Consider the following 23,977-nt stretch of genomic DNA (forward strand, 5'->3'; position numbering starts at 1 on the left):
CTGTCAAACCCTGGCGCACACTGCGCGAATGCTCAGGTGCAGACCAGCCACTTGCCGCCGGACCTGGTGAGATTCCAGGTCGACGTCGCCTCCCGCCCGTCCACCTTCGTGGTCACCGTCGCCTTGCCCCGGTCGCCGTCCACCATGGGACTGTCGATTTTCGTGATCTCGACCGGCTTTCCGGCGCCGTCCTGGCCCGCCAGCGGCGAGCGGCTCGCGTCGAAACCCTGGCACGCGGTGCCCGGCGGCGGCACCGCGTCACTGCGGTTGGAGCCGTCGACGAAATTGCGGACGGCCGCCACGATGCGGTCGGCTTCTGTGACATTTTTCTCAGCGGGCGACAGCACACCGCCGAGCACGATCGCGATCAGCACGATCGCCGCGACCGCCGCGGCCGCGATGAACGGGGCCGCGGAGCGCTTGTCGGTCTGATCGACCCGGATGATCTCGTCCTCGCCCGGGGTCGGCTGCTGTTCGGTCATGACTCGATGATCCCTGGTCGGCGCGGGTATCGAGCGCTCGGCCCCCGGCTCGGGATCGCGGCGATCACGACAGAGTCCGGGCGGCCGCGATAGGCGGCGCGGAACCGGGTAAGCGATGGATGTGGCTTGCGATGGCATCTGCCGAGTTCACGCACCGCCGCGGGGTGGGATCGACCATCCCGATAGAATCGCGGGACGGCGGCCTGCTGTCATAGCGAATCGGCAGCTCCACGCCGCGGCGAACGGAGCACCGTGCAGCCACGAGCCGGCAACGCCGGCGTCCGCACCGGACGGGTGCGACGAGCCGGTGCGTCAACTTAGCCTAAGCTAAGCCCAGACGTCATTAATTGTTTCGACCATAAAGGTGCGCGTAAAAGATGACCGAACAGAGTGCAGTAGAGGACGGCGGTGTCCGCGAGCCCTCCGTGGGGACGCAGGCTTCCTCCTCCGGGCCTGACGCGCACACCGCGAAGACCCGCCCGCTCCGCATCGCGATCGTGGGCGCCGGACCGGCCGGGATCTACGCCGCCGACGCGTTGATGAAGTCCGATGCCGAGGTGAGCATCGACCTGTTCGAGCGCATGCCCGCGCCGTTCGGGTTGATCCGCTACGGCGTCGCGCCCGACCATCCGCGGATCAAGGGCATCATCACCGCCCTGCACAAGGTGCTGGACAAGCCGCAGGTGCGCCTGCTGGGCAACATCGACTACGGCACCGACATCACCCTCGACGACCTGCGCGCCTTCTACGACGCGGTGATCTTCTCCACCGGCGCCAACGCCGACCGCGCCCTGCCGATCCCCGGGATCGATCTGGACGGCTCCTTCGGCGCGGCCGACTTCGTCTCCTGGTACGACGGCCACCCCGACGTGCCCCGCACCTGGCCGTTGGACGCGGAGAAGGTCGCGGTCCTCGGCGTCGGCAACGTCGCGCTGGACGTCGCGCGCGTGCTGGCCAAGACCGGCGACGAGCTGCTGCCCACGGAGATCCCGCCGAACGTCTACAAGGGCCTGAAGGCCAACAAGGCCGTGGAAGTCCACGTCTTCGGCCGCCGCGGCCCGGCGCAAGCCAAGTTCACTCCGCTGGAACTGCGCGAACTCGACCACTCGCCCACCATCGAAGTCATCGTCGACCCCGAGGACATCGACTACGACGAAGGCTCCGAAGCCGCGCGCCGCCACTCCAAGCAGGTCGACATGGTCGCCAACACCCTCGAGCAGTGGGCCATCCGCGACGCGGGCGACCGCCCGCACAAGCTGTTCCTGCACTTCTTCGAATCGCCCGCCGAGGTGCTCGGCGAGAACGGCAAGGTGGTCGGCCTGCGCACCGAGCGCACCCAGCTCGACGGCACCGGCAACGTCAAGGGCACCGGCGTGTTCAAGGACTGGGACGTGCAGGCGATCTACCGCGCCGTCGGCTACCTGTCGCAGAACCTGACCCACCTGCCGTTCGACGACCAGGCGGGCACCGTGCCGAACGAAGCGGGTCGCGTGATCGCCGACGAGAACGCCGACGGCGCCGCGCGGTACATGCCCGCCACCTACGTCACCGGCTGGATCAAGCGCGGCCCCGTCGGCCTGATCGGTCACACCAAGGGCGACGCCAACGAAACCATCGCCTGCCTGCTGGACGACGCTCCCGGCTTCGCACCGGCCGAGCGGCCCGAACCCGAGGCCGTTACCGAGTTCCTGGAGAGCAAGGGCATTCCGTTCACCACCTGGGCCGGCTGGTACCGCCTGGACGCGCACGAGCGCTCCCTCGGCGAGCCCGAGGGCCGCGAGCGGGTCAAGGTCGTGGAGCGCGAGGACATGCTGCGCGCCAGCGAACCGCACAAGGTCTGATCACCCCGCTGCGAACGACTCCGCTGCCACCGCGACACCCCCCGCTGTGGCAGCGGAAAATCCGACACTGAGGCATTCTGTACAAGTGTTCGATGCCCACCTGCACATCTTCGACCCGCGGTTTCCGTTGGCCGAGAACGAGGGCTACCTGCCCGATCCGTTCACCATTGCCGATTACCGCAAGCGCATGGCGCGATTCGACATCGGCGGCGGCGCGGTGGTCAGCGGGTCGTTCCAGGGCACGGACCAGACGTACTTGAAGGCCGCCCTCGCCGAACTCGGTCCGGGCTGGGTCGGCGTCACCCGGCTCGACCTCGACGCCACCGACGAGGAAATCCTCGAACTGGACCGCATCGGCGTGCGCGCGCTGCGCTTCAACCTCAAGCGCGCGGCCACCGACATCACCGGGATGACGTTGCAGGCGCTGCGCGCCTACGAATTGGCGGGCTGGCACGTCGAGGTCTACATCGACGGCACGATGCTGGCCTCGCTGCAACCCGTCATCTCCAAGCTGCCCGCGCTGTCGGTCGACCATCTGGGCATGTCCGCGGAGGGCGTGCCTTTCCTGCTCGATCTCGTCGATCGCGGCGCCAAGGTCAAAGCGACGGGTTTCGGCCGGGTCGCCATGAACGTGGCCGACACCCTGCGCCGCATTCACGCCGTGAACCCCGAAGCCCTGATGTTCGGCACCGATCTGCCCGGCACTCGCGCCGGGCGCCCGTTCGAGGACTCGGACGTCGATCTGCTCTGTGACGTCGTGGGCACCGACATGTACGCGGTGCTGGAGGACAACGCGCGCGCGTTCTACCGTCTCCCGGCCCGCGAGCGCACCGTCAGCACCGACCACGCCCCCACACTGCCGCTGTACCGCCCGGAACCGCCGACCCTGCGGCTGCGCCGCGACGAACTGCCCGACGAAAGCCTTGCGGGAGATACGATTCCGTTCCCCGCCATCGATCGGTAGCGCTCAGACGGCGAAGACGCCGGCCACCCAGACAGCGACGGCCAGCAGCGCGCCGAAGAGCTCGATCATGATGGACAGGCCGACGCCCTTCAACGCGTGCACCGTCGCCTGCCAGGCCTGCCGGTTGACGCGCAGCCGCTGGAGTTCCGAAAGGTACACGCCGAGAACGAACCCCACGAACAGGCCGACCACCGGGATCACGAAGAAGCCGACCACGCCGAGTACCGCACCGAGGAAGACCGCACGGTTGGACACCCCCGCGTCCTTCATCCTGCGCCCGGGCCAGGTGTATTTGACGACGCCGGAGAGCACCAGCAGCAACGTGCTGATCGCGAAAACCGTCCAGGCCGTGGCGCCCCCGGTCAGGAAGACCCAGACGGCGATGGCCCCGAAGATCAGGATGACCCCCGGCAGGATCGGCACGACCACCCCGACGAGGCCGACCAGAATCACAAGGCCGGCGAGAAGGGTGTACCACCCCTGATCAGACAGCGCGTCCACACGTGCAGCCTATAGCGGCGAGCGCCCCGGGGCTGGTCCGAGACCGCGCCATCTCACAGGAACTCGGCGAGAGCTTCGTTGAAGCGCTCCGGTTCCTCCGAGAACGGCGCATGTCCGCTGCGGTCGAAGCGCACCGCCTTCGCGTTCGGCAATTGCGCCGCGAGCCATTCGTCGAGCGGACCCGGGAAGATCTTGCTCTGCGCCCCGTAGATCAGCAGTGCGGGCACCGTGACCTCGGGCAGGACCTGCCGGAAGTCCGCGAAGGCCATGTCATACCAGATGGCGCAGGCCGCCGCGGTCGGTGTTTTCGCCGTCTCCGCGTACACCGCGTCGATCACCTCCGGTGGCGGGGTATCGGCGAAGCATGCCGCGATGAACGGCTTGATCACCGACGGCCGCGCGTACTTCACCGCCTGCACGAAAACCGCGAGATCACTCTGGGAGTAGCCGCCCTGGAGCGGAAAGTCCCAGCCCGGCGCGTCGAGAAATCGTGGCGACTGGTCCACGAAGACCACCGAATGCAGCCGCTCACAATCGAACTGCTGGATGTAGGCGAGTATCACCGCTGTGCCCATCGACCAGCCGACCAGGCATACGTCATCGAGCGAGAGGTGATCGAGCAGACTGCGGATGTCCCGTGCGTACTGCGCGAGGGTATGACCGTCGTCGGTCTTCCCGGAGGCGCCGTGCCCGCGAAGATCGAGATTGATCACCCGGTTTCCCGCTGCCAGGGCGGGCACATTCTGCGCCCAGAAGGTGCTGTTCATGGTCCATCCGTGAATGAGCACGACAGGACGCCCGGTCCCGTGATCCTCGTAGTACATCGGCACACCATCGGGCAGTTCGAAGTATGGCATCGACAACTCCAGTTCACGAGAAGTGGTTGAGCACACGATGGCGCGCATTCGTCGCGCGGAGAAGGCGCCGAACGGGGGTTGCATGAACGTTGCAGCGCGGCGCAACCCGTTGTCAGGGCGATGGCGCGGTACTTACTCTGGTCTCGACGCCAGGACGTCTCCGGGCGGTAGGACACTGTGGCCGATCGAAATACGACGAGGCACCCGCTTTTGGTGACAAGGCAGACGCACTTGATGCGTGCGGACGTGCGCGCCTCGTGGGATCGCGCCCGAGGTCGCGGCCTGCATCCGGACCGGCATCTCCCCGAGGTCGGCCTGACCGACGACGAGGTGCGCACCTGGCGCAGAAATCACCGGATGGCCTCGGTCTGGCCGGTCCTGTTCGCGAGCCTCGAGGGCGCCGCGTTCGAACCGGGCCACGTCCTGTTCGGCGCCGACGCGGACGGCCATTTGCTCTGGGTACAAGGCGATTCCACGACCAGACGAGCAGCCGGGCGAGCCAATCTCGTCCCCGGAGCGCGCTGGCACGAGACCGAAGCGGGCACCAACGGCGTGGGCACCGCTCTGGCTCTGGGGCGCGCGTTCCAAGTCCGCGGCACCGAGCACTACCTGTCGGTCGCCGCGGACTTCACCTGCACAGCGGCACCCATCAGGGACCCGGTGGGTGGTGCTGTGATCGGCGTAGTCGACGTCACCTGCAGACTTCGCCACACGAATTCGCTGGCGCTGCCTCTGGTCACGACGGCGGCGCGGCTGGCAGAGGCGCACCTTCGTGAACTCACCGGGCGGCATGACGCCGAGGTACGCACCCGCTACCTCGATCGTGTCCTCAGCCGGGCCGGCGACCACGGTGCCCTGCTGTCGCACGAGGGCCGGCTGTTGCACGCGTGGCCTCCGGGTTGGCTGCCCGAGGTCTGGCCCGCACCACTGGTCGAGGGCGAAACCGAACTGCCCGACGGTCGGCGCGTAGTGATCGAAAGGCTCGCGCCGGGCGGACCGTTCTCCGTCTCCGCTCTGCCGGACAGCGTTTCGGGCGAACGGGCGCCCCGCGTGAGCACACTGGGCCGCGCCCGCGCCCTGCTGTGGATGGACGGCGTCGTCCACGAACTGAGTCCTCGGCACAGCGAGCTGGTGGTTCTTCTGCTCGACAACCCCGACGGGCTGACCGCGGCGCTCTTGGCCGAAGAGCTGTACGGGACCGGCGGAAAGACGGTAACGGTACGAGCGGAACTGGCCAGGCTCCGGCGAATCGTCGGATATCGCCTGGTGTCGGACCCGTACCGGCTCGACCCACGCATCCGCGCCGACTTCCGGCAGGTGGAGGCCGGTCCAGGGCAGGGATCCGCCAGCGAACTCGGGAGCCGATATCCAGGTCCTTTGCTGCCCGATTCCCAGGCTCCCGGCATTCGAAGAATACGCAATCGAGTGCACAGCAGGCTGGTATCCGCTGATCGTTGATGCCCCCGGGCGCCCAGCGATTCCCAGTGATGAGGACCGCGCGGTAACACAGGACAGCACAATTGATCTCGGCCACAGCGCTGGGCGATAGCCGTGCCGGATGGGCTTGTGGGCATGCGGAGGTGATGGTGACCAGCGAGGAAGTGGCTCACCTCGTGGAGGAAGAGTCAGCGAGCGAGGGCGGACCCGCCGACAACTCGACCGGCATCCCGGGGTCCGCGACCCCTGCGCCCGAGCGGAAAGACCCCGGTATCGCCGCCCAGGCAGCCCGTGTTCTCACCGATCTGGCGCGGCACGCGCCCGGCACAACCACCGCGGCGCCCACGTCGAACTCACGCGCGCAACCCGTTTCCGCACCCGCTACGACCGCTCCCGCCCCCAATGGCGCACAACCACCAACGGCTACCGGCACCGCGGTCCCCGGCGGGGCTGTGGCGCCGCAGCCCGGTGGCCTGGTGGCACCGCCCGAGGGCGCCGCACCGCCGTCGAACGCCGCCGCGCCACCAGCGAGCGGCGAGCCCGCCGCACCACCGCCCGGGATCGACCCGGAGATGATCGCGGCCCTCGCCCCGGCCGCCATGACGGCCGGGTCGATGGCCATGATGGCGCTGCCGATGCTGGCGCAGGCGCTCTCCGGCCTCGCGGGCGGCGGATCCGGCGCGGGCTCGGGCGGTGGATCCGGCGCAGGCACGGGCGGGTCGAATGCCACCACCACCGCCGATGCGGCCGCACTGACGCCGGAGGCGCGACAAGCACTGGAGGCGTTGAAAAAGCTGGAGGCGCTGTACGGCACCGACGGCGACGCTGCGGGCACCGCAAGTCTGGGCGCACGCCCAAGTGGATCGGTCGGCTCGGGCGCGGGAGCGACAGCGATCAAGGCGCGAGCGCTGTTCCAGAAGAACGCGGCGAAGGCGTTCAACAACCTGGACAACGACCTCGCGCGATACATTTCCGGCCTGGCCGGGGACAGCCGGGCCGACCGGAAAGCCGTAGTCCGGCTGATCCGTGACGTCAACGTGCAACTCGCCGAACTCGGGCCCAGCGCCTACACCAAGGAAGGTCAGCGGAAGGTACACCAGATACTCTCCGAGGCTCTGCGGAAAGCCCAGACCATAGTCCGGGGAGGACAGGCCAAGGCGACCGAAACCGCCGCGATGGTGGACCGCCTCACCGCGCAATACCTCAACGGCATAGCCGGAAAACACACCAGGCTCGCGAGCGCGTTGCCGGGCGACGGCCGCCCCCGCTCGCCCCTCGACCCGGGGAAATACCGGATCAGCTCGCACTACGGTCCCCGGGGCGGCAAGCACCACGGCGGGCTCGACCTCGCCGCCCCCTCCGGCACGCCCATCTACGCCGCCACCGGCGGCACCGTGGTCAAAGCGGGCAACTTCGGCGACGGGTACGGCTATCAGGTCCGGATCCGGTCCGCCGACGGCACCGAGACCATCTATGCCCACCAGACGCCGGGCAGCATCCGGGTCCAGACCGGCCAGCGAGTCGCCGCGGGCACCGTGATCGGCGCCGTCGGGTCCACCGGCAACTCCACCGGCCCGCACTTGCACTACGAGGTGCGGCGCAACGGCCGCGCCGTCGAGCCCGTCGCCTATCTCGCGTCGCAGGGTGTTCGAGTATGACCCGGCTCCGGCCGCAGCGTTATTGTCATACTGTCAATACACCCTCCCGGTCGCGTCCGGGAGGACGCACCGGCCGGCGGTGCGCTGGATCAACGACGAACCGAGGTAGGGCGTGAGCATTCCATCCACCACCGAGCGAGGCCCGCTCGCGGGCATCAAGGTCATCGAGTTGGCCGGTATCGGCCCTGGTCCACACGCCGCGCTGCTGCTCGCCGATCTGGGCGCCGACGTGGTGCGGGTGCAGCGGGCGGGCCAGCTGCCCGGCGGGTTCGACCGGCCGCAGCTGCGTGGCAGGACCATCGTCGAGGCCAACCTCAAGGACCCGGCCGACATCGAGAAGGTGCTCGGCCTGATCGAGAAGGCGGACGTGCTGATCGAGGGCTTCCGCCCCGGCGTCACCGAGCGGATGGGCCTCGGCCCGGACGACGCGCTCGCCCGCAACCCGCGCCTGGTCTACGGACGAATGACCGGATGGGGCCAGCAGGGCCCGCTGGCCGACCGCGCCGGGCACGACATCAACTACATCTCCATCACCGGTGTGCTGCACGCCATCGGCCGCAAGGGTGAACGCCCGGTTCCGCCGCTGAACATGGTGGGCGATTTCGGCGGCGGCTCGATGTTCCTGGTGTTCGGCGTCCTCGCGGCGCTGGTCGAACGGCAGCAGTCCGGCAAGGGCCAGGTGATCGACGCGGCCATGGTCGATGGCGCCCTTGCCCTTTCGCACATGATCTGGGGCATGCGCGGCGTAGGCGCCTGGTCCGACGAGCGCGGGGTGAACCTGCTCGACACCGGAATGTCGTTCTACGACACCTACGAAACCGCCGACGGAAAGTACATGGCGGTCGGTGCCATCGAACCGCAGTTCTACGCACAGCTGCTCGCCGGCCTGGAGATCGACGCGGACGGCCTGCCCTTCCAGCTCGACCCCGCCGGGCAGGACACGCTGAAAAAGCTGTTCACCGAACGTTTCCGGACCAAGACCCGGGACGAGTGGGCCGAAATCTTCGTCGGCACCGATGCGTGCGTCTCGCCCGTGCTCACCTTCGAGGAGGCGACGCGCAACGAGCACATCGCCGCCCGCGGCTCCCTGATCGAGCTGGACGACATCACCCAGCACGCCCCCGCCCCGCGATTCTCCCGCACCCCGAACGGGATTCCGACCCCGCCGCCGACCACCGCCACTCCGATCGAGTCGGTCTGGGCCGACTGAGCGCGGAGCGGGGTGCCGCGGCGCACTCGCCGCGGCACCCCTCGCTGATTGAAAATTGCAACAAACCAACCGGTTCGACAGTTCGGCACCGCACCTGCCATACTGTCCGCGAGCTGGCGGCCTTCGAGAACAGCGGATCTCATCCGAACCCGATCCGGTCCGCTTCTTGACCGCAGCTCGAGCTGGAGGCCGAGGCGCCGTGCGAGCTTTCCGCACGCCGCCCGAGCACGACGAAGGTCGGCCCCGAGGGGTGGCCGGCCGATCGTGCCCGGCGGCGCTCGGAGGGGAAGTGCCGCCGGCGGAGGCTCCCCACGCGGCGGCGAGAACCCCTCAGTAGCAGGTCAACGGCGTCAACGGGTCCGCGGCGCGCGGCGTGAGCGCCACATAGGCGGAGGCAATGGCCTTGACCGCCAGTCGCAATTCCGGTTCCCGATGGGTGAACGGCAGCCGCAGGAACCGTTCGAACGCGCCCTGCACACCGAATCGGGGCCCGGCCGCGAGCAATACACCGTGGTTGGGCGCCGTGGCGGCCAACGCCGTGGAGACCGAGGTCGGCAGCTGCGCCCACACCGACATGCCACCCGCGCCGACGGTGACGCGCCAGTCCGGCAGTTCCTCGGCGAGCGTGTCGAGCAGAGCGGCACGCTGCGAACGCAATTGGCCGCGCCTGCGGTCGAGAATGACGTCCGCGTGCTCGAGCAGGTGCACGGTGGCCAACTGGTCCATCACGGGGGTGCCGAGGTCGACCGTGGAGCGGATGCCGAGCAGCTTGGTGATCAGCGCCTGATTGGTCCGGATCCAGCCGACGCGCAGACCGCCCCAGAACGACTTCGAAGCCGAGCCGATGGTGACGATCTCGGCGCCCTTGGCGAAGGCCGCGACCGGCGGCGGTGCGATGTCCTCGCTCAGCCCGAGATCCGCCATGGACTCATCGATCACGACGGTCATCCTGGTATCTCTCGCGATCGCGGCCAGTTCGGCGCGGCCGTCCGCGTCGAGCAGCAGGCCGGTCGGGTTGTTGTAGTCCGGCACCAGATAGGCCAGGCTCGCCGCGGTCTGCCGGGCGGCGCTGCGGATGCCGTCGAGATCCCAGCCGCCCGCCGGGTCCTCCGGGCGCAGCGGCACCGGCACCGGCCGGGCGCCGACATCACGGATCGCCTCGATGGCGTTCGGATAGGTCGGATGGTCGATGAGCACGCGGGCGGCGGGCGCCGTGAGCACGTTCAGCAACAGCCGCAGACCGTGCTGGGCGCCGAGGGTGACCAGGATCTGGTCGGGCTCGGTCGGCAGGCCGCGCGCGGTATAGCGGCGGGCGATCGCCTCGCGTAGCGCGAGCACGCCGACCGGGTCCATGCCGTGGGTGCCGAGGTATGCCGGGATCCCCTCCAGAGCAGCCGAATACGCGTCCTGCATCTCCAGCGGGGCGGCCATGGCGGCATAGGTCATGTCGATGGTGGGCAGCTCGGGCGAGCCCATCATCGCGAGGATGCTCCTGGCCGGTTTGACGCCGTCGTGCTGCACGTCCCGGGGCAGGGCCACCGTGCTGCGCGATCCCTGACGGCTGATCAGGTAGCCGTGCTCCCGCAGCAGCGCGTAGGTGGAGGTGATGGTGGTGCGGCTGACCCCGAGGGTGGCGGCGAGATCGCGTTCGCTGGGCAACGCGACACCCAGCGGCGCGCGACCGTCGTGGATCAGCAGCCGGATGCCTTCGGCGAGCGCCAGGTACGCCGGGCGGGCGGACCGCCGCCCGGCCGCGTCCGGCTCACCGTCGTCCGCGTGCCGCCAGCGGCCCAGATCGCGAGCCAGACTGCCCGCGCCGATCACTCTCGTCGCCATGCGGTCCAGTATCGGCCGATTGGATATTTCTTGGCAAGGCCAGTGGCGCGCACGCTGGCGGATATGACCGCCCTCGCCACACTGCTCCTGCTCGTCCTGTTCGGCTACCTGATCTATCGCTACGCACCGAGCCGCGACGAACACGCGTTCCGTCTCGAACGCTTCCATCCGGGCACGCCGATGTCCGACCAAACCCTCTCCTACTACGACCACCAGCGGCGATACTCCGACCTCGCCGCGATCTACGGCCACAGCGACGCGCCGGACCCGGACTTACCCAGCGCGGAAAAGTCCACGGCGATCGCCCCTCGGCCGCAAGCATCCGTGCTCGGCCCGTCGTCACGGAAGGCCGCCCCGCCGGCACCAGGCCAGTGTGGCGGCAGCACGCGCCCCAGCACGTCCGCCCCGGTCGCCCGCCACGCCGAGCCCGCGGGCGTTCGACGTGCCGAAGGCACATCAAAGGCCAGTTCCGAATAACTGGACTGCCCATTGCGAACTTGTCGGTCCGGCGGTGCAGACTTGGCACATGAGTGACGCCACTCGCCTCACCTCCGCGACCGATCGCCCCACCGAGGCCACCGGTTCCACCACGGAGCCCGTGGCCTCCGGCCGTGCCGCGGCGGCGCTGTTCGACACCGCGATCGGTTGCTGCGCCATCGCATGGAGCGGTGCGGGGGTGATCCGATTCCAACTCCCGGAGGCGGGCCCGGCGGCCACCCGCGCGCGCATCACCCGCCCTCGCGCTGGGGAAGGAGTACCCGAGCAAACGCCCGTCGGTGCCATCGCCGAGGCCGTCGCGGGTATCCGCGCCCACCTCGCGGGCGAACTCGACGATCTGCGCTGGATTCCCGTGGACACCAGCGGAATTCCGGAGTTCCACCGCGCCGTCTACACCGTCACCCGTGCGATCGATCCCGGCCACACCCTCAGCTACGGCCAGGTCGCCGACCGCGTCGGCGCACCGGGCGGAGCCCAGGCGGTCGGGCAGGCCTTGGGCCGCAATCCGATTCCGCTGATCATCCCCTGCCACCGCGTGCTCGCCGCCGACCACGCGCTACACGGCTTCTCCGCCCCCGGCGGAATCGATACGAAGCAACGCCTGCTGACCATCGAACGCACGCCAGGATTCGGCGAGCCCACTTTGTTCTGAGCGGCCGGGCACGCGGATCGTAGCGCGGTCGAGGTCCGATGCGCCTCACCGCGGCGTGCCACCCGGCGCGGTGATCACCGAGTTCGACCCACATCGGAATATCGGTCTGCTCGCCCGGATGGCCGCAACCTTCCACACCGGCGTCGAGCAGCCCAGCGCACAGCTCAGTCGATCGGGTGTGCGCGGAAGAACTCGCAGGCGTCTCCGGTGATGTATCCGTCCGCGCAGCCGAAGTACGTCTGGATGCAGGCGTTGGTGGAGCAGCCGAGTTCGATCAGCTTCTGCCTGATCCGGGCGTTGCGCTCTTGAGGCGTCTCGGTTTTCGGCGCCACCGTCGCCGAGGGAAGCGCCGAACTGGTGACCGGTTGCGGCTGCCCGTCCGAGCATCCGGCGGCCAGGACCAGCCCGGCTGCCATCGCACTCACCACCGCGGTCGATCGCAGGGTCATCCTCCGCTCCCGGTCTCGCCGCGCATCAGCGCTCCGAGGGACTCGCGATCGGTGACGTCCATTTTGATGCAGGCCCGATAGAGATGGCCCTCGACGGTGCGCACCGAAACGGTGAGCCGGTCGGCGATCTGCCGGTTGGACAGGCCCGCGGCGACGAGGTTCGCGATCTCGCGTTCCCGGGCGGTCAAGGGCAAGGGCTGCGCGGCCTGCCGCAGCGCCGGAGTGCTCGCGCCGCCGCACGCGGCGGCGAGCCGGTTGGCCGCGGCGGCGGACTCCAGCAGCCTGCGCCGATCACCTGCTCGCTCATGTGCCGAGGCGGCCTGCGCCGCGGCGTCGGCGGCCGACAGCAACACGCCGATGCGCTCGAATTCGGCGGCGGCCGCGTCGAGCCCCGGTCCGTCATGAGCGGCCAGCGCCACCGCGTGCCGCGCTTGCACCTGGACCAACCGCCCGTCCACCCGAGTGGCCAGCTCGGCGAGGCGTCCGGACACGGAATGGTCGCCGAAACGGGCCGCGGTGTGCAGCGCCAAAGCCTCGATCGCGTGCTGATGCGAACGCGCTGCCGCGTCGGCCGCGTTGACCGCGATCCGGATGGCCGGGGTCACGGTTCCCTCGGCGGCGGCCAGCCAGGCGCGGGCGACTTCCAGCTGCGGCTCGTACACAGCGCTGTGCCTACCACCCCGCGCGGTGGCGTGCGCGATCGACTCGGCGGCCTCGCCGGGGCGACCGAGCGCCGAATACGCTTCCGCCAGGCGAATCCTCGCCGGGAACATCCACGCCGCGGCGCCCTCCGCGGCAAGTGCGGCCAGCGCCTGTTCCAGATTCTCGATGGCGTCCAGGAACCGGCCCTGCGCCGCGTCGACGGTGCCCTGCAAGATCTTCGACATGCCCCAGGCCAGATATTGGCCCGGCGAGGAGTAGCCGACGAAGGCCCCCGCACGGCGTCGTGCGGCCTCCAGATCGCCGGTGAAGGTCAGCGCGAGCACCTCGGCGTGCGTGGACATGAAGCGGTTGAGCCCGTCGATGTGCTCCTCCACCTCGTGCCCACGGGCCGCGTACTGCCTGGCCGCCTCACCCTTGCCCGTCAGCGCCAGCGCCAGCCCGCCGCCGAACGCCGCCCACCACACCGCCCACGGCGGGGCGCCATCGGCGGACATCACCGTTTCCGCCTCGGCGATCGCGTCGTCGACGCGGTTCTCGTTCACCAGACTCGCGGAGGCCAGACCGGTGAAGATGGCCGCGATCTTCGGATGCCGCACCTTTGCGCGCACCAACTTCAGCACCTCGTCGGCACGGTCGGCATCGCCCATGGCCCACAGCAGATTCGCCACCCGGGTACTGCCCCAGCGCGCCAGCTGCACCTCGTCGAGCTCGTCGGGGTCGAAGCTGGCCAGGGTGCGCTCGGCCTCGATCCGGTGCCCTTGCCAGAGCAGGGCACGCGCCAGCAGGTCGGCGGATTCCACACCGCCACGCCGCTCCACCGCAGCCCGCGCGAAGCGCTCGCCCAGTGGCAGGTTCGCCAATCCGATCGCGTCGGCAGCGGCCGCCTCGAACAATTCCAGATCCGCGGATTTGTCGCTGTCCAGGGCCAATTCGGCCAGCCGGATACGGTCGGCGGCGGAATTGATCCGGCGTTCCTTCAACGACGAATACAGCCTGCCGCGCAGCCGCCGCGCCGAGGCGATACCGAGTCGGCGCCGGATCACCTCACCGAACAGCGGGTGGTTGTAGCGCACGATCAGTTCGCGCGAATTCTGCACGACGCGGATCACGCCGCGCGTTTCCGCGGCCTCGACCGCGTCCTCGCCCGCCAATTCGGCGAGGACGTCGAGATCGATCGGTTCACAGAAGGTCAGCAGTTCCAGCACCCGCAGCACCGGCTCCGGCAGCTGCTCGACCCGGTCTTCCAGCAGCGCGGCCAGCTCCGAGGTCACCGCGGCTCGACCGCGCAGCTGCCATACCCCGTTGACCTGACGCAGCGTGCCCGCCTCCAGCGCTCCCTCGACCAAATGCCTCAGGAACAACGCGTTTCCGGCGGAGGACTCCCACATCAGATTGGCGGTGAACCCCTCGAGCTGCCCGCCGAGCATCGACTCCACCAGCTCCACGCTCTGGCGCTGGGTGAACGGGCGCAGGTCGATGCGCGTCAAATGGCCGTCTTTCCACAGTGACGTGACGGCGTCCGGCACCGGGACTCCACTGCGGACGGTCACCACGATGTGCGCGGCCTTGTCGATCGCCAGCTGTAGCAACAGCGTGGCGGAGAGCTGATCGAGCAGATGGGCGTCGTCCACGCCGATCACCGTGTCCCCGTCGGCGAGCAACGCCTCCCGCGCCGCCGACATGAACGTGACCGGATCGTGTGCCGTATAGACGCCGACCATGTGCGCGAACACCCCCAGCGGGATACTGCGCGCCGACTCGGTGCCCGCGACCCAGCGCACGTTGCCGCCGATCGCGGAGGTGGCATGCCTGGCCAGGGTGGTTTTGCCCACCCCGGCATCGCCGGTCAGCACCACACCGACGTGCTCCGGACCGGTCAGTGCCGCGCGGATCGCCTCGAATTCGCTCTCGCGCTCGATCATCGGCCAGTTCCGAGCCATGCTCTAACTGTAGTTCTTCACCGATCATGATCGAAGCCGAGCGAGCACGATCGATGGGGCTAATTTGTGGTGATCGTGCCGAATTTCCGCTGGACCGCGCGGAATTCGAACAGGTTCTAGCCGAGTACGTCGTGCCGGACGATGGTCTGATCCCGGCCGGGACCCACGCCGATGCACGAAATACGGGCGCCGGAGAGCTCCTCCAAACGCAACACGTACGCCTGGGCGTTGGCGGGCAGCTCCTCGAAGGTGCGCGCGCCGGAAATGTCCTCCCACCAACCGGGCATCTGCTCGAAAATCGGCTTCGCGTGATGGAATTCGGTCTGCGTGGTCGGCATCTGCTCCACCCGCTCGCCATCGACCTCGTAGGCGACGCAGATCGGCACCGTGTCCAGACTGGATAGAACGTCCAGTTTGGTGAGGAAGTAGTCGGTGATGCCGTTGACCCGGGTGGCGTAGCGCGCGATCACCGCGTCGAACCAGCCGCAGCGGCGGGCGCGGCCGGTGGTGACGCCGACCTCGCCGCCGGTCTTGGCCAGATAGGCGCCGAACTCGTCGAACAACTCGGTCGGGAACGGGCCGGAACCGACCCGGGTGGTGTAGCACTTCAGGATGCCGAGCACCGTGTTGATCCGGTTCGGCCCGATGCCCGCGCCGACCGCCGCGCCGCCCGATGTCGGGTTCGACGAGGTGACGTACGGATAGGTGCCGTGGTCGACGTCCAGCAGCGTGCCCTGCGAGCCCTCCAGCAGTACCGTCTCGCCGCGCTCCAGCGCCAGATTCAGCTTCAGCCGGGTGTCGGCGATCCGGTGTTTGAAGCTGTCGGCTTGGGTGAGCACCTCGTCGACCACCTGCTGGGGATCCAGCGCTCGGCGGTTGTAGATCTTGACCAGCACCTGGTTCTTGAACTCCAGCGCCGCCTCGACCTTCTGGGTGAGGATCTTCTCGTCCAGGACGTCCGCCACGCGCACGCCGACGCGGGCGACCTTGTCCTGGTAGCACGGCCCGATACCGCGGCCGGTGGTGCCGATCTTCTTGTTACCGAGGAAGCGTTCGGTGACCTTATCGATGGCCACGTGGTACGGCATGATCAAGTGCGCGTCGGCCGAGAGCAGCAGACCGGAGGTGTCGACACCGCGCTCTTCCAGACCCGCGAGCTCGTCGAGCAGCACGCCGGGATCCACGACGACGCCGTTGCCGATGACATTCGTCACGCCCGGGGTGAGGATGCCGGAGGGAATCAGGTGCAACGCGAAGTTGTCACCGTTCGGCAACACCACGGTGTGACCGGCGTTGTTGCCGCCTTGGTAACGGACCACCCACTGCACCCGGCCGCCGAGCAGGTCGGTTGCTTTGCCCTTTCCCTCGTCACCCCACTGGGCGCCGATGAGGACGATTGCCGGCATGGTCGTGTCTCCTACGGTTCGACAGGCAACACTGATGTGTTGCAGCTACCTGCCGTACTGAGGCGGTGGCCGGAAGGACAGTCTAGCCGACCTGTCCGCGGCGGCATCGCAGCGGATCTCGTCGTAGGCTCGACAACCGTGTGGTCGCGGCCGGGCAGGGCTATGGTTGCACGGCACGCCGAGCGGCAGCGCGGTGTGGACGGGAGAGCCGCAGTGGGTTCGCCCGCGATCGCGAGGGGCCCGACGGTGTCGGCTCGAACCGAGGAGGGTGTACGGCAGCTTGAGTACCCATGTTCTCCGCTGCGACGGCGCCCCCGTACCCATCGCGCTCGCGGCACTGCCGACCACCCAGACGGCCGCCGTCCCCGACACCACCGTGATCGACGAACTGCTTCCCGTACTGGCCGCCGACAGCCTGCCGCGGCTGATCGTGCTGGGCGAGGACGCCGCGCTGGCCGCGGTGCTCACCCACCTGATGCGCACCGAGCGCCTGCACGTGGAGATCGGCTACGTGCCGGTCGAGAAGACCTACGGTTCGCGTGCGTACCAGACCGGTACCGGCAACGCCGCCGCCAAGCGCGCCATCGAAGGCCGCGCCGTCGAGACGCCACTGGTTCGCGACGACACCGGGAAGGTACTCGCGGGCCGAGCGGTGATCACCGGCGTCGGCGGCGAGAAGCTGGAGGGTGAAGCGTACGTCGACGAGACGCTGCTGTTCTCCGGAAAGGTGACGGCCATGCTCGTCTCGCCGTCCCTCGAACCGCCCGGCGTGCGGGCCACCATACGCAAAGGCTTCCGCAAACGGCGCTGGGTGGAAGGGCGAGCGGCGCAACTCGGTACGCCCGGCGCGATCGTGACCAGGGACGGCGTCCGCGCCGATCGCCCGGTGCCGCGCTCGAGCTTCTACCGCCACCACGAACCATGGCTGCTGGTGCGATGAACTCTCCGTTCCCGATCGACCGCAGATCACGCGCGGTCCGGCCGAGCCCGGTGTTCCTGCTCGTGATCGCCGTGACCGCCGTCGGCGGCGCGCTGGCCTGGGACGCCCCGCTGGACTCGACCAGAGCCAAGGCCGGGGTGTTCGTCTTCGTGGTGGCCGGGTGGGTGGTGACGCTGTGCCTGCACGAGTTCGCGCACGCGTACACGGCCTGGCGCGCGGGCGATCGCGAGGTCGAGTTGCGCGGCTATCTGACGCTCAACCCGTTGAAGTACAGCCATCCCCTGCTGTCGATCGTGTTGCCGATGGTGTTCATCGCGCTCGGCGGCATCGGCTTGCCGGGCGGCGCGGTCTACGTGCACACGCACAATGTCGCGCCGCGCACGCAGCGGATCATCAGCGGCGCCGGTCCCGCGGTGAACGCGCTGTGCGCGGTGCTGCTGTTGGTGGTCGTCCGGATCTGGGGCGGTACCGACCATCACCCCGCGTTCTGGTTCGGCGTCAGTTTCCTTGCGTTCCTGCAGATCACGGCGACGCTGCTGAACCTGATCCCACTGCCGGGACTGGACGGTTACGGCATCGTCGAGCCCTCGCTGAGCTACCAGACCAGACGCTCACTCGACCAGTTCAAACCGTTCGGCATGCTGATCCTGTTCGCGTTGCTGTTCACTCCCGCCATCAACGAGGTGTTCTTCGACGCGGTGTACGCGCTGTTCGAACTGTCCGGCGTTCCGTCGAATTGGTCGCGCTACGGCGGCTATCTGACGCGATTCTGGACCTGATCGCCGGGATCGGTTCCCGGCGAGGCGCGAAGCCGCCCGGTCAGGTCGGCCGGACGGCCCCGCTTCTTCGCCCGCTTTCGATCCGCCCCACCCTCCGGCCACCACACCCCTAGGCCGGAGGGCCCTTTCGTCCACGTGCGAAGCGATCGACCGCGATACCCCTCGAACTCGCGGTCACATCGCAAAACTACGGCGGGAACAGGCGCGCGACACGAGTAGCGCACTACTTGAAGATCAACTTTTCGGCGTGCCGCGCCCGGCGCGGACCACGGTGCCCGGCGCGAATGTCCGAATACCGCTGAGTAGTCCGGCTTCAGACCTCCGGCCGCACGTACGGATTCTTGACCGTCGGCGGCAGCAGGGCAATCGCCGAGATACGCTGCACGCCGCACACCTGCATCAGGTCTACCAGCGTCGACCGTACCTGCGCGAAGACGACGTGCGCCGAGAGCCCCGCGCCCGCTACCAATTCCGGGCGCGCGCCCTTCGCGACCGAGCGCAATACGCGGGCGGCCTCGGCCCGGTCGGGCTGCTCACCCGGGTCGGTCAGCATCATCCGGCGCACCACGTCGACGGCCTGGCCGAGCCGCTCCACCTCGTCGATCAGTCCGGGGTCGAGGATTTCGTCGTCGCGCACCAGAGTCAGCGAGCGGCGCAACAGGACCCGGGTGTTGCGGATGGCGTTGTCCAGCGGATCCGCCGTCGCCCCGATGCGATCGAGGCGTGGACGGGAGTTCCAGTACAGCGGTGAGATCCGGCTGATCTCGCGGCCGCCCTCGAGGGTGGCGCGCAACGAGTCGATCTGCGGCTGAGTGGCGCGCATCGCGGTGAGCGCGCGGTGCAGCTTCTCCGGATCCTGTTCGAGCAGTCCGTCGGCGCAGTCGGTGATCGACTTGCCCATCACGCCGAGGATGTCCGCGGCCAGCGTCCGCGCCCTGCGCACGGGGTGCAGAGGTATCGCGGCGACCACCACCACGCCGACCAGACCGCCCACCAAGGCGTCGATCATGCGAGACAGGCCGCCGCCCGCCGAAGGCGGCAGCAACGTCGCGACCAGCACGGCGGAACCCGCCGCCTGCATGGTGATGATCGAGCCGCCGTCCAGGAACACGGCAGCGGCCATGGCGACCGCGACCACCAGCGCGATCTGCCACACGCCGGTGCCGGCCCGGGAGATGAACAGGTCACCGATGCCGATGCCGACCGCGACGCCGACCACGAGTTCCACCGAGCGGCGCAGCCGGGCGCCGAAGGAGATGCCGATGGACACCACGGCGGCCGTGGGCGCGAAGAACGGCAGCGCGTGGCCGATCACGTGATGGGCGAGGAACCAGGCCAGCGCGGCGCCGACCGCGCACTGGACGATCGGCAGGACCGACCGGCGCAGCCGCGCCCACGAGGCGCGCAACCTCGCCATGCTGCTCGCGCGGGCGCTGCCGACACGGGACGCCGGGTCGAGCCCGCCCGTCATCCGGCCACCACCCGTCGTCGAATCGCTACGCGGTGCTCCGATCACTACGACTCAGTCGAGGCCGAGCTCCGCGGCCGCCCGGGGGTCGCAGTCTTCCAGCAGGTCGAGGCAGCGCGCGTACTCGTCGGTCTCGCCGATCACCTTGGCGGCGCGGGCCAGCGCGCCGACGCTGCGCAGGAAGCCCCGATTCGGCTCGTGACTCCACGGCACCGGACCGAAGCCCTTCCAGCCGTTGCGGCGCAGGAGGTCCAGGCCGCGGTGATAGCCGGTGCGGGCGAAGGCGTACGCGGCGAGGATGTCGTGATTGATCGCCTCGTCGTGGGCTTCGCCGCGGGCCAGCGCCGCCTCGGCGAGGTGCGCCCAGGCGATCGAGGCGGCCGGGTGATCGGCCGCGACCCGCACCGGATCGGCGTTGTCGAGGAGCGCGTCCTCGGCATCGGAGATTTCGGGTAGCAGTACCGGTTGCGGTCCGAGCAGGTCACCGAACGAGGTCATGCGGTTCATTCTGCACCGCAGGCCACTCCGGTCGACAGGCGGCTGCCTCGCCTCCGGCTCAGCCCGGCGCGGGGCTTCAGACGGACTCCGTCCGACAGCGTCCAGTATGCGGCTGCCCCGCCTCCACTCGCCCCTGGCGCATGACCGCAGACAGACTCCGCCCCACAGCCTCCGATACGCGGCAGCCCCCGCCTCCCCTCGCCCCCGACGCATGACCGCAGACAGACTCCGCCCCACAGCCTCCGATACGCGGCAGCCCCGCCTCCACTCGCGCGACGCAAGGGCCGCAGACAGGCCCGCCCCACAACGTCCAAAATGCGGCAACCTCGCCTCCACTCGCCCGACGCATAACGACAGACAGACTCCGCCCCACAGCCTCCGATACGCGGCAGCCCCGCCTCCACTCGCCGCTGGCGCAAGGCCGCAGACAGACTCCGCCCCACAGCGTCCAATATGCGGCAATCTCGCCTCCACTCGCCCGACGCATGACGGCGGACAGACTCCGCCCCACGGCCTCCGATACGCGGCAGCCCCGCCTCCACTCGCCGCTGGCGCAAGGCCGCAGACAGACTCCGCCCCACAGCGTTCGTTGTGCCGCTGCCGACCCTTCGCTCGCCCCCGCCCGGGTCCGACGAGGACTTCGCACCCGGCACTGGCGTGTTGTGTGGTGTCGGCGTTGAGACCCAGCCACGAGGAGGGTCCGGCGGAGAACACGACCGCGGCCTGGAAGTGGGCGGCGATGCGTTGCGCCCGGGCAGGCTGACACTGTGTTCGCCCCGTTGGAGGCAGCCCACCGTCTGGTACTGCACCCCTGGTGCGCGAGCCGGTTCATGCCGCGAGATGCACGGATTTCGGGCAGGCCGCGGGTCGTCGAGTGGGCGACTCGGCGTTCGCTCGGCTCGGCGTGGGCTGATGACGGACTTCGCCGCGCCGCGCCCATTAGGCTGGCCGTCGAGTTCAACAGTTCCGCCTTAGCGAGGGGTGTGCGTGTCCGACCCGAACGACGAGAAGAACACGGCGCGGGATAGCGCCGGACCGGCCGACGCAGCCGGGGCCGACGCACGCCCCGACGCCGCCACCGAACGTATTACGGCTGCGGGAAAGGGCGCCCCGTCTTCCTCGGCCGCCCCCACCGAGCGCATCGCCAAGGCTCAGCGGCCGGGCGAAACGACGTCCGGTGACGCCAGCCGATCCGCCTCGGGCACAGATGCTTCCGCGGCGAGCCCGAAGCCGGACGCGGGCACTCGCGGTCCGGCTCCCAGCGCGCCACGTGCCGGACAGGCCTCCGACAGCGGTCCGGCCTCGTCGACGGACGCGAACTCGACGCCGTCGAGCACGGCGGGCGCGAATCCGGCGAACGGTCCCGCAGTCAGGACGAACTCACCAACCCCCACCGCGCCGAATTCCGGCGCTCCCGCACCGGCGAAGGGCGCCGCACAGCAGCCCGCGCCGCATCCCAGCGCTTCCAGCGGTACGAAGCCTGCGGCCCCGGACAACCGGACGAACTCCACGAACCAACCCGCCCCCGCCAATTCCCCGGCGGCCCAGCCCTCGAGTGCACCAAGTGCAGCAGGTAGCCCAGGGGCAGCAGGTGGCGCGGAGGCAGCAGGTGGCCCCCGGGCAACAGCTGGCCCAGCCGCAGCAGGTGGCCCACCTGCAAAAGGTGGCCCCGCAACAAATGGCCCGCAGGCAACAGGTGGCCGGGGGGCAGCCGGTGGCGCGGGCGCAGCAGGTGGCCCGCGCGCAACAGGTGGCCCGCGCGCAACAGGTGGCCCGCGCGCAACAGGTGGCTCGGACGCAGCAGGTAGCACGGGTGCAGCCGGTGGTCCAGGCGCAACAGGTGGCCCGCGGGCAACAGGTGGCCCGGAGGCAACAGGTGGTCCGCGCGTAGCCGGTGGTCCGCGCGTAGCCGGGGGCCCAGGCGCAGCCGGTGGCCCGCCGGCAACAGGTGGTCCAGGCGCAACAGGTGGCCCGCGCGCAACAGATGGCCCGGACGCAGCAGGCGCCAAGGGCACACCCTCCGGCCCGGTCGGCGGCGGAAAGGCTCCGACGTCGAGCGTGCCTGCGGACCGCGCACCCGGCTCGCCTGCGGACAGCGCACCCGGCTCGGCGGCGGGCGGGGTACCGGTCGGCACCGGTAAACCGCATCCCCTTGCTTCCGGCCCTACCTCCACCAGGGCCCCGGCGTCCCAACCAGCCGGGCAATCCACTGTTGCGCGGTCAGAAGGCAGGCCGACCACACCGCCCGCGTCCGGGCCACCCGCGTCGAACGCGCCCGGTAGCAAGGGCCCGGCACCATCCGGACCGGCCGGTCCCGGCACGGCGAGCGCCGCTCCTGGGAATGCCGGCGGCGAACCGGCGCGCTCCGGAGCGGGCCAGGGATCCGAGGCGAAAACGGCCGGGACCGATCGGGAATCCGCACCGAAGCAGCCGGAAACCGGCGGCGGCACGCCGAAGGCCGGTTCCGCGCCGGACGGGTCGGCCGCAGCGCGCACCGTGGTGATCAAACGGGATCAGACGCCGCCCGGTACGCCCCAGGGTTCCGCGCCGGGCACGCCCCCGGCAGGGGGGTCCGCTGCGAAAGGCTCCGCAGCGCAACCGAGCAGGCCCGCGCAAAACCGGACAGCGCCGGAATCCGGCGCGAAAGCGGCCGGTGCCGCCGCATCCGTCCCGAAGCCCGCGGAAGCGGCCCCGGGCTCCTCGCCCGAGACCACCGCGGGCGGTAAGACCCCGACGGGTGACTCCGCTGTGCCGAGCGGCACCGCCGAGGCCGAGACCGCCGAGATCCAGCAGGGCGGTCCGGCCCCGGGCGGAGAATCCGCGACCGTCGTGATGCGCAGGCCGCAGCCGCCGACCGGACCGGGCGATCCCAAGTCGGCGACGGCCGGCAAGTCCACCCCGGGTGACGAGCAGAACCCGCCCGGTTCGGATGACGTCACGATGGCGATGCGGGTGGTCGACCCGGACGACGCGAAGACCGTCGCGCTCCCCATCCAGCGCCCCGCCGACGGCGGCCGACCGGGAACCGATCGCGTGGTCGCCTCACCGGCGGGACCGGTTCCGATCACGAAGCCACCGAGCACTCCGCGTCCCGCTGCCGGGCCCAAGCAGCCCGGACCGCACGGCCCGTCGGCGCCGCCGCAGCACGGTCCGGGAGTCGAGGAGACCCGCCCGTCGCCACCGCGCGCGCCGGGCAGGCCGCGCCAGGTGGCTACCGCGCCGTCCCCCGCGGACGTCCAGCAGACCGTTCCCGCGCAATCGATGTCCGGTCCGCGCGCGCCGCAGACCCGCCCCGTCGCACCCCCGCAGCGGATCGCCCCGGCATCGCAACCAGGCGCTGGGGCCTCCGCCACCGCCCCCGCTCGGCCCAATCGCAAGCTGATCCTCCTCGGCGCGGCGGGCGCGGCGGTGATCGCGCTCGTCGCGGTGATCGTGGCGCTGGTCACGATGACCGGCGAGGATTCCCCCGAGACGCAGGTGCGCGGTGCGATCACCAGCTACACCGAGGCATTGCAGACCGGCGACCTGGAGGCACTGCGCTCCTCCACCTGCGGCCCGCTGCACGACTTCTATCAGGGCATTCCGAGCGACCAGTTCGCCGGCGTGCACAAGCTGTCGGTCGAGCGCAAGAACATCCCGGTGGTGGACAGCATCGACGCCATCCGCATCACCGACGACACCGCTATCGCGCAGGCCACGGTGTACACCGAAGCCGACCCGGCGAAGCGGTCCGCACGCACCTTCGACCTGCAGCGCACCGACGACGGATGGAAGGTTTGCGACCCGCCCTCCAGCACGCAGTAAACGCCCCGCGGCGTGATAGCCGCCACGCATCGATGCCGGTCGCGCGCGTCACACTCACCTGGTCAATGGTCCGGCTCGGCAGTAGCATGGCCCG

The 23,977-nt window shown here is 69.7% G+C and carries 21 protein-coding genes; 11 read left to right on the top strand and 10 right to left on the bottom strand.

The window, feature by feature from the left end:
• Positions 1–32 precede the first annotated feature (32 nt).
• Positions 33–482 (bottom strand): Rv0361 family membrane protein, encoded by a 450-nt coding sequence (locus tag ON19_RS28850; protein WP_043699483.1) that lies wholly within the window; start codon positions 480–482, stop codon positions 33–35.
• 377 nt (positions 483–859) lie between these two features.
• On the opposite strand from ON19_RS28850, the gene ON19_RS28855 reads away from it, so the two are divergent.
• Entirely contained in the window at positions 860–2,323 is a 1,464-nt protein-coding gene (locus ON19_RS28855) for an FAD-dependent oxidoreductase (protein ID WP_227954502.1), read from the top strand.
• An 85-nt stretch (positions 2,324–2,408) separates the two neighbouring features.
• On the top strand, positions 2,409–3,287 hold the full coding sequence (locus tag ON19_RS28860) for an amidohydrolase family protein (protein WP_043699486.1): 879 nt from the start codon (positions 2,409–2,411) through the stop codon (positions 3,285–3,287).
• Between the two features lie 3 nt (positions 3,288–3,290).
• Here the strand turns inward: ON19_RS28860 and ON19_RS28865 are convergent, their stop codons facing one another.
• Positions 3,291–3,788 (bottom strand): DUF456 domain-containing protein, encoded by a 498-nt coding sequence (locus ON19_RS28865; protein WP_227954503.1) that lies wholly within the window; start codon positions 3,786–3,788, stop codon positions 3,291–3,293.
• Between the two features lie 53 nt (positions 3,789–3,841).
• Positions 3,842–4,645: an alpha/beta fold hydrolase gene (locus tag ON19_RS28870; RefSeq protein ID WP_043699774.1), complete on the bottom strand. Its 804-nt coding sequence runs from the start codon at positions 4,643–4,645 to the stop codon at positions 3,842–3,844.
• Between the two features lie 213 nt (positions 4,646–4,858).
• Here ON19_RS28870 and ON19_RS28875 point away from each other — a divergent pair, with 213 nt between their 5' ends.
• From ON19_RS28875 to ON19_RS28890, 3 genes are all read left to right on the top strand, one after another.
• A complete protein-coding gene (locus ON19_RS28875) occupies positions 4,859–6,103 on the top strand; it encodes a GAF domain-containing protein (RefSeq protein WP_157229876.1) in 1,245 nt (414 codons plus the stop codon).
• A gap of 128 nt (positions 6,104–6,231) precedes the next feature.
• Positions 6,232–7,740, top strand: coding sequence for a peptidoglycan DD-metalloendopeptidase family protein (locus ON19_RS39250; RefSeq protein ID WP_169334231.1), 1,509 nt, complete (start codon positions 6,232–6,234; stop codon positions 7,738–7,740).
• Positions 7,741–7,852: 112 nt separating this feature from the next.
• A complete protein-coding gene (locus ON19_RS28890) occupies positions 7,853–8,950 on the top strand; it encodes a CaiB/BaiF CoA transferase family protein (RefSeq protein ID WP_043699491.1) in 1,098 nt (365 codons plus the stop codon).
• 330 nt (positions 8,951–9,280) lie between these two features.
• Here the strand turns inward: ON19_RS28890 and yczR are convergent, their stop codons facing one another.
• Positions 9,281–10,786, bottom strand: coding sequence for a MocR-like transcription factor YczR (yczR, locus tag ON19_RS28895; protein WP_043699494.1), 1,506 nt, complete (start codon positions 10,784–10,786; stop codon positions 9,281–9,283).
• Between the two features lie 30 nt (positions 10,787–10,816).
• Here yczR and ON19_RS28900 point away from each other — a divergent pair, with 30 nt between their 5' ends.
• Together ON19_RS28900 and ON19_RS28905 are read left to right on the top strand one after the other, a co-directional pair.
• Complete coding sequence (locus tag ON19_RS28900) at positions 10,817–11,263, top strand: hypothetical protein (protein ID WP_157229878.1); 447 nt, start codon at positions 10,817–10,819, stop codon at positions 11,261–11,263.
• Between the two features lie 49 nt (positions 11,264–11,312).
• Entirely contained in the window at positions 11,313–11,936 is a 624-nt protein-coding gene (locus ON19_RS28905) for a methylated-DNA--[protein]-cysteine S-methyltransferase (protein ID WP_083899688.1), read from the top strand.
• Positions 11,937–12,100: 164 nt separating this feature from the next.
• Here ON19_RS28905 and ON19_RS28910 read toward each other — a convergent pair whose 3' ends face one another.
• The 3 genes from ON19_RS28910 to ON19_RS28920 form a co-directional block, all read right to left on the bottom strand.
• Positions 12,101–12,385 carry a hypothetical protein gene (locus ON19_RS28910; RefSeq protein ID WP_043699498.1) on the bottom strand — a complete coding sequence of 95 codons (285 nt, stop codon included), beginning with the start codon at positions 12,383–12,385 and terminating at the stop codon, positions 12,101–12,103.
• The gene (locus ON19_RS28915) at positions 12,382–14,988 is read right to left on the bottom strand and encodes a helix-turn-helix transcriptional regulator (protein ID WP_043699500.1); all 2,607 of its coding nucleotides are present in this window, start codon (positions 14,986–14,988) and stop codon (positions 12,382–12,384) included. The genes ON19_RS28910 and ON19_RS28915 overlap by 4 nt, the downstream gene beginning before the upstream one ends.
• Before the next feature lie 116 nt (positions 14,989–15,104).
• On the bottom strand, positions 15,105–16,394 hold the full coding sequence (locus ON19_RS28920; protein ID WP_043699502.1) for an adenylosuccinate synthase: 1,290 nt from the start codon (positions 16,392–16,394) through the stop codon (positions 15,105–15,107).
• 280 nt (positions 16,395–16,674) lie between these two features.
• Between ON19_RS28920 and ON19_RS28925 the strand changes: the two genes are divergently transcribed.
• The gene (locus ON19_RS28925) at positions 16,675–17,334 is read left to right on the top strand and encodes a hypothetical protein (protein ID WP_227954504.1); all 660 of its coding nucleotides are present in this window, start codon (positions 16,675–16,677) and stop codon (positions 17,332–17,334) included.
• The gene (locus ON19_RS28930) at positions 17,331–18,113 is read left to right on the top strand and encodes a site-2 protease family protein (protein ID WP_086006737.1); all 783 of its coding nucleotides are present in this window, start codon (positions 17,331–17,333) and stop codon (positions 18,111–18,113) included. Before ON19_RS28925 ends, ON19_RS28930 begins: the two co-directional genes overlap by 4 nt.
• 313 nt (positions 18,114–18,426) lie before the next feature.
• On the opposite strand, the gene ON19_RS28935 is transcribed toward ON19_RS28930, so the two are convergent.
• The 3 genes from ON19_RS28935 to ON19_RS28945 all read right to left on the bottom strand — a co-directional run bounded on the left by ON19_RS28935 (position 18,427) and on the right by ON19_RS28945 (position 21,590).
• Complete coding sequence (locus ON19_RS28935; RefSeq protein WP_174377741.1) at positions 18,427–19,584, bottom strand: FUSC family protein; 1,158 nt, start codon at positions 19,582–19,584, stop codon at positions 18,427–18,429.
• Between the two features lie 51 nt (positions 19,585–19,635).
• Positions 19,636–20,079: a DUF3151 domain-containing protein gene (locus ON19_RS28940; protein WP_043699788.1), complete on the bottom strand. Its 444-nt coding sequence runs from the start codon at positions 20,077–20,079 to the stop codon at positions 19,636–19,638.
• 1,151 nt (positions 20,080–21,230) lie between these two features.
• Complete coding sequence (locus ON19_RS28945; RefSeq protein WP_157229879.1) at positions 21,231–21,590, bottom strand: hypothetical protein; 360 nt, start codon at positions 21,588–21,590, stop codon at positions 21,231–21,233.
• Between the two features lie 53 nt (positions 21,591–21,643).
• On the opposite strand from ON19_RS28945, the gene ON19_RS28950 reads away from it, so the two are divergent.
• Both ON19_RS28950 and ON19_RS28955 read left to right on the top strand, forming a co-directional pair.
• A complete protein-coding gene (locus tag ON19_RS28950; protein WP_157229880.1) occupies positions 21,644–21,970 on the top strand; it encodes a hypothetical protein in 327 nt (108 codons plus the stop codon).
• Between the two features lie 857 nt (positions 21,971–22,827).
• Positions 22,828–23,883, top strand: coding sequence for an Rv0361 family membrane protein (locus ON19_RS28955; protein WP_227954505.1), 1,056 nt, complete (start codon positions 22,828–22,830; stop codon positions 23,881–23,883).
• Positions 23,884–23,977: the final 94 nt, after the last annotated feature.

Origin of the sequence: Nocardia abscessus NBRC 100374 (assembly GCF_000308455.1) — a bacterium.
GTDB lineage: Bacteria > Actinomycetota > Actinomycetes > Mycobacteriales > Mycobacteriaceae > Nocardia > Nocardia abscessus.

Coding starts and splice junctions, on each gene's coding strand:
- ON19_RS28850 (WP_043699483.1), bottom strand. CDS start 482: ATGACCGAACAGCAGCCGACCCCGGGCGAGGACGAGATCATCCGGGTC.
- ON19_RS28855 (WP_227954502.1), top strand. CDS start 860: ATGACCGAACAGAGTGCAGTAGAGGACGGCGGTGTCCGCGAGCCCTCC.
- ON19_RS28870 (WP_043699774.1), bottom strand. CDS start 4,645: ATGCCATACTTCGAACTGCCCGATGGTGTGCCGATGTACTACGAGGAT.
- yczR (WP_043699494.1), bottom strand. CDS start 10,786: ATGGCGACGAGAGTGATCGGCGCGGGCAGTCTGGCTCGCGATCTGGGC.
- ON19_RS28905 (WP_083899688.1), top strand. CDS start 11,313: ATGAGTGACGCCACTCGCCTCACCTCCGCGACCGATCGCCCCACCGAG.
- ON19_RS28910 (WP_043699498.1), bottom strand. CDS start 12,385: ATGACCCTGCGATCGACCGCGGTGGTGAGTGCGATGGCAGCCGGGCTG.
- ON19_RS28915 (WP_043699500.1), bottom strand. CDS start 14,988: ATGGCTCGGAACTGGCCGATGATCGAGCGCGAGAGCGAATTCGAGGCG.
- ON19_RS28920 (WP_043699502.1), bottom strand. CDS start 16,394: ATGCCGGCAATCGTCCTCATCGGCGCCCAGTGGGGTGACGAGGGAAAG.
- ON19_RS28930 (WP_086006737.1), top strand. CDS start 17,331: ATGAACTCTCCGTTCCCGATCGACCGCAGATCACGCGCGGTCCGGCCG.
- ON19_RS28935 (WP_174377741.1), bottom strand. CDS start 19,584: ATGACGGGCGGGCTCGACCCGGCGTCCCGTGTCGGCAGCGCCCGCGCG.
- ON19_RS28940 (WP_043699788.1), bottom strand. CDS start 20,079: ATGACCTCGTTCGGTGACCTGCTCGGACCGCAACCGGTACTGCTACCC.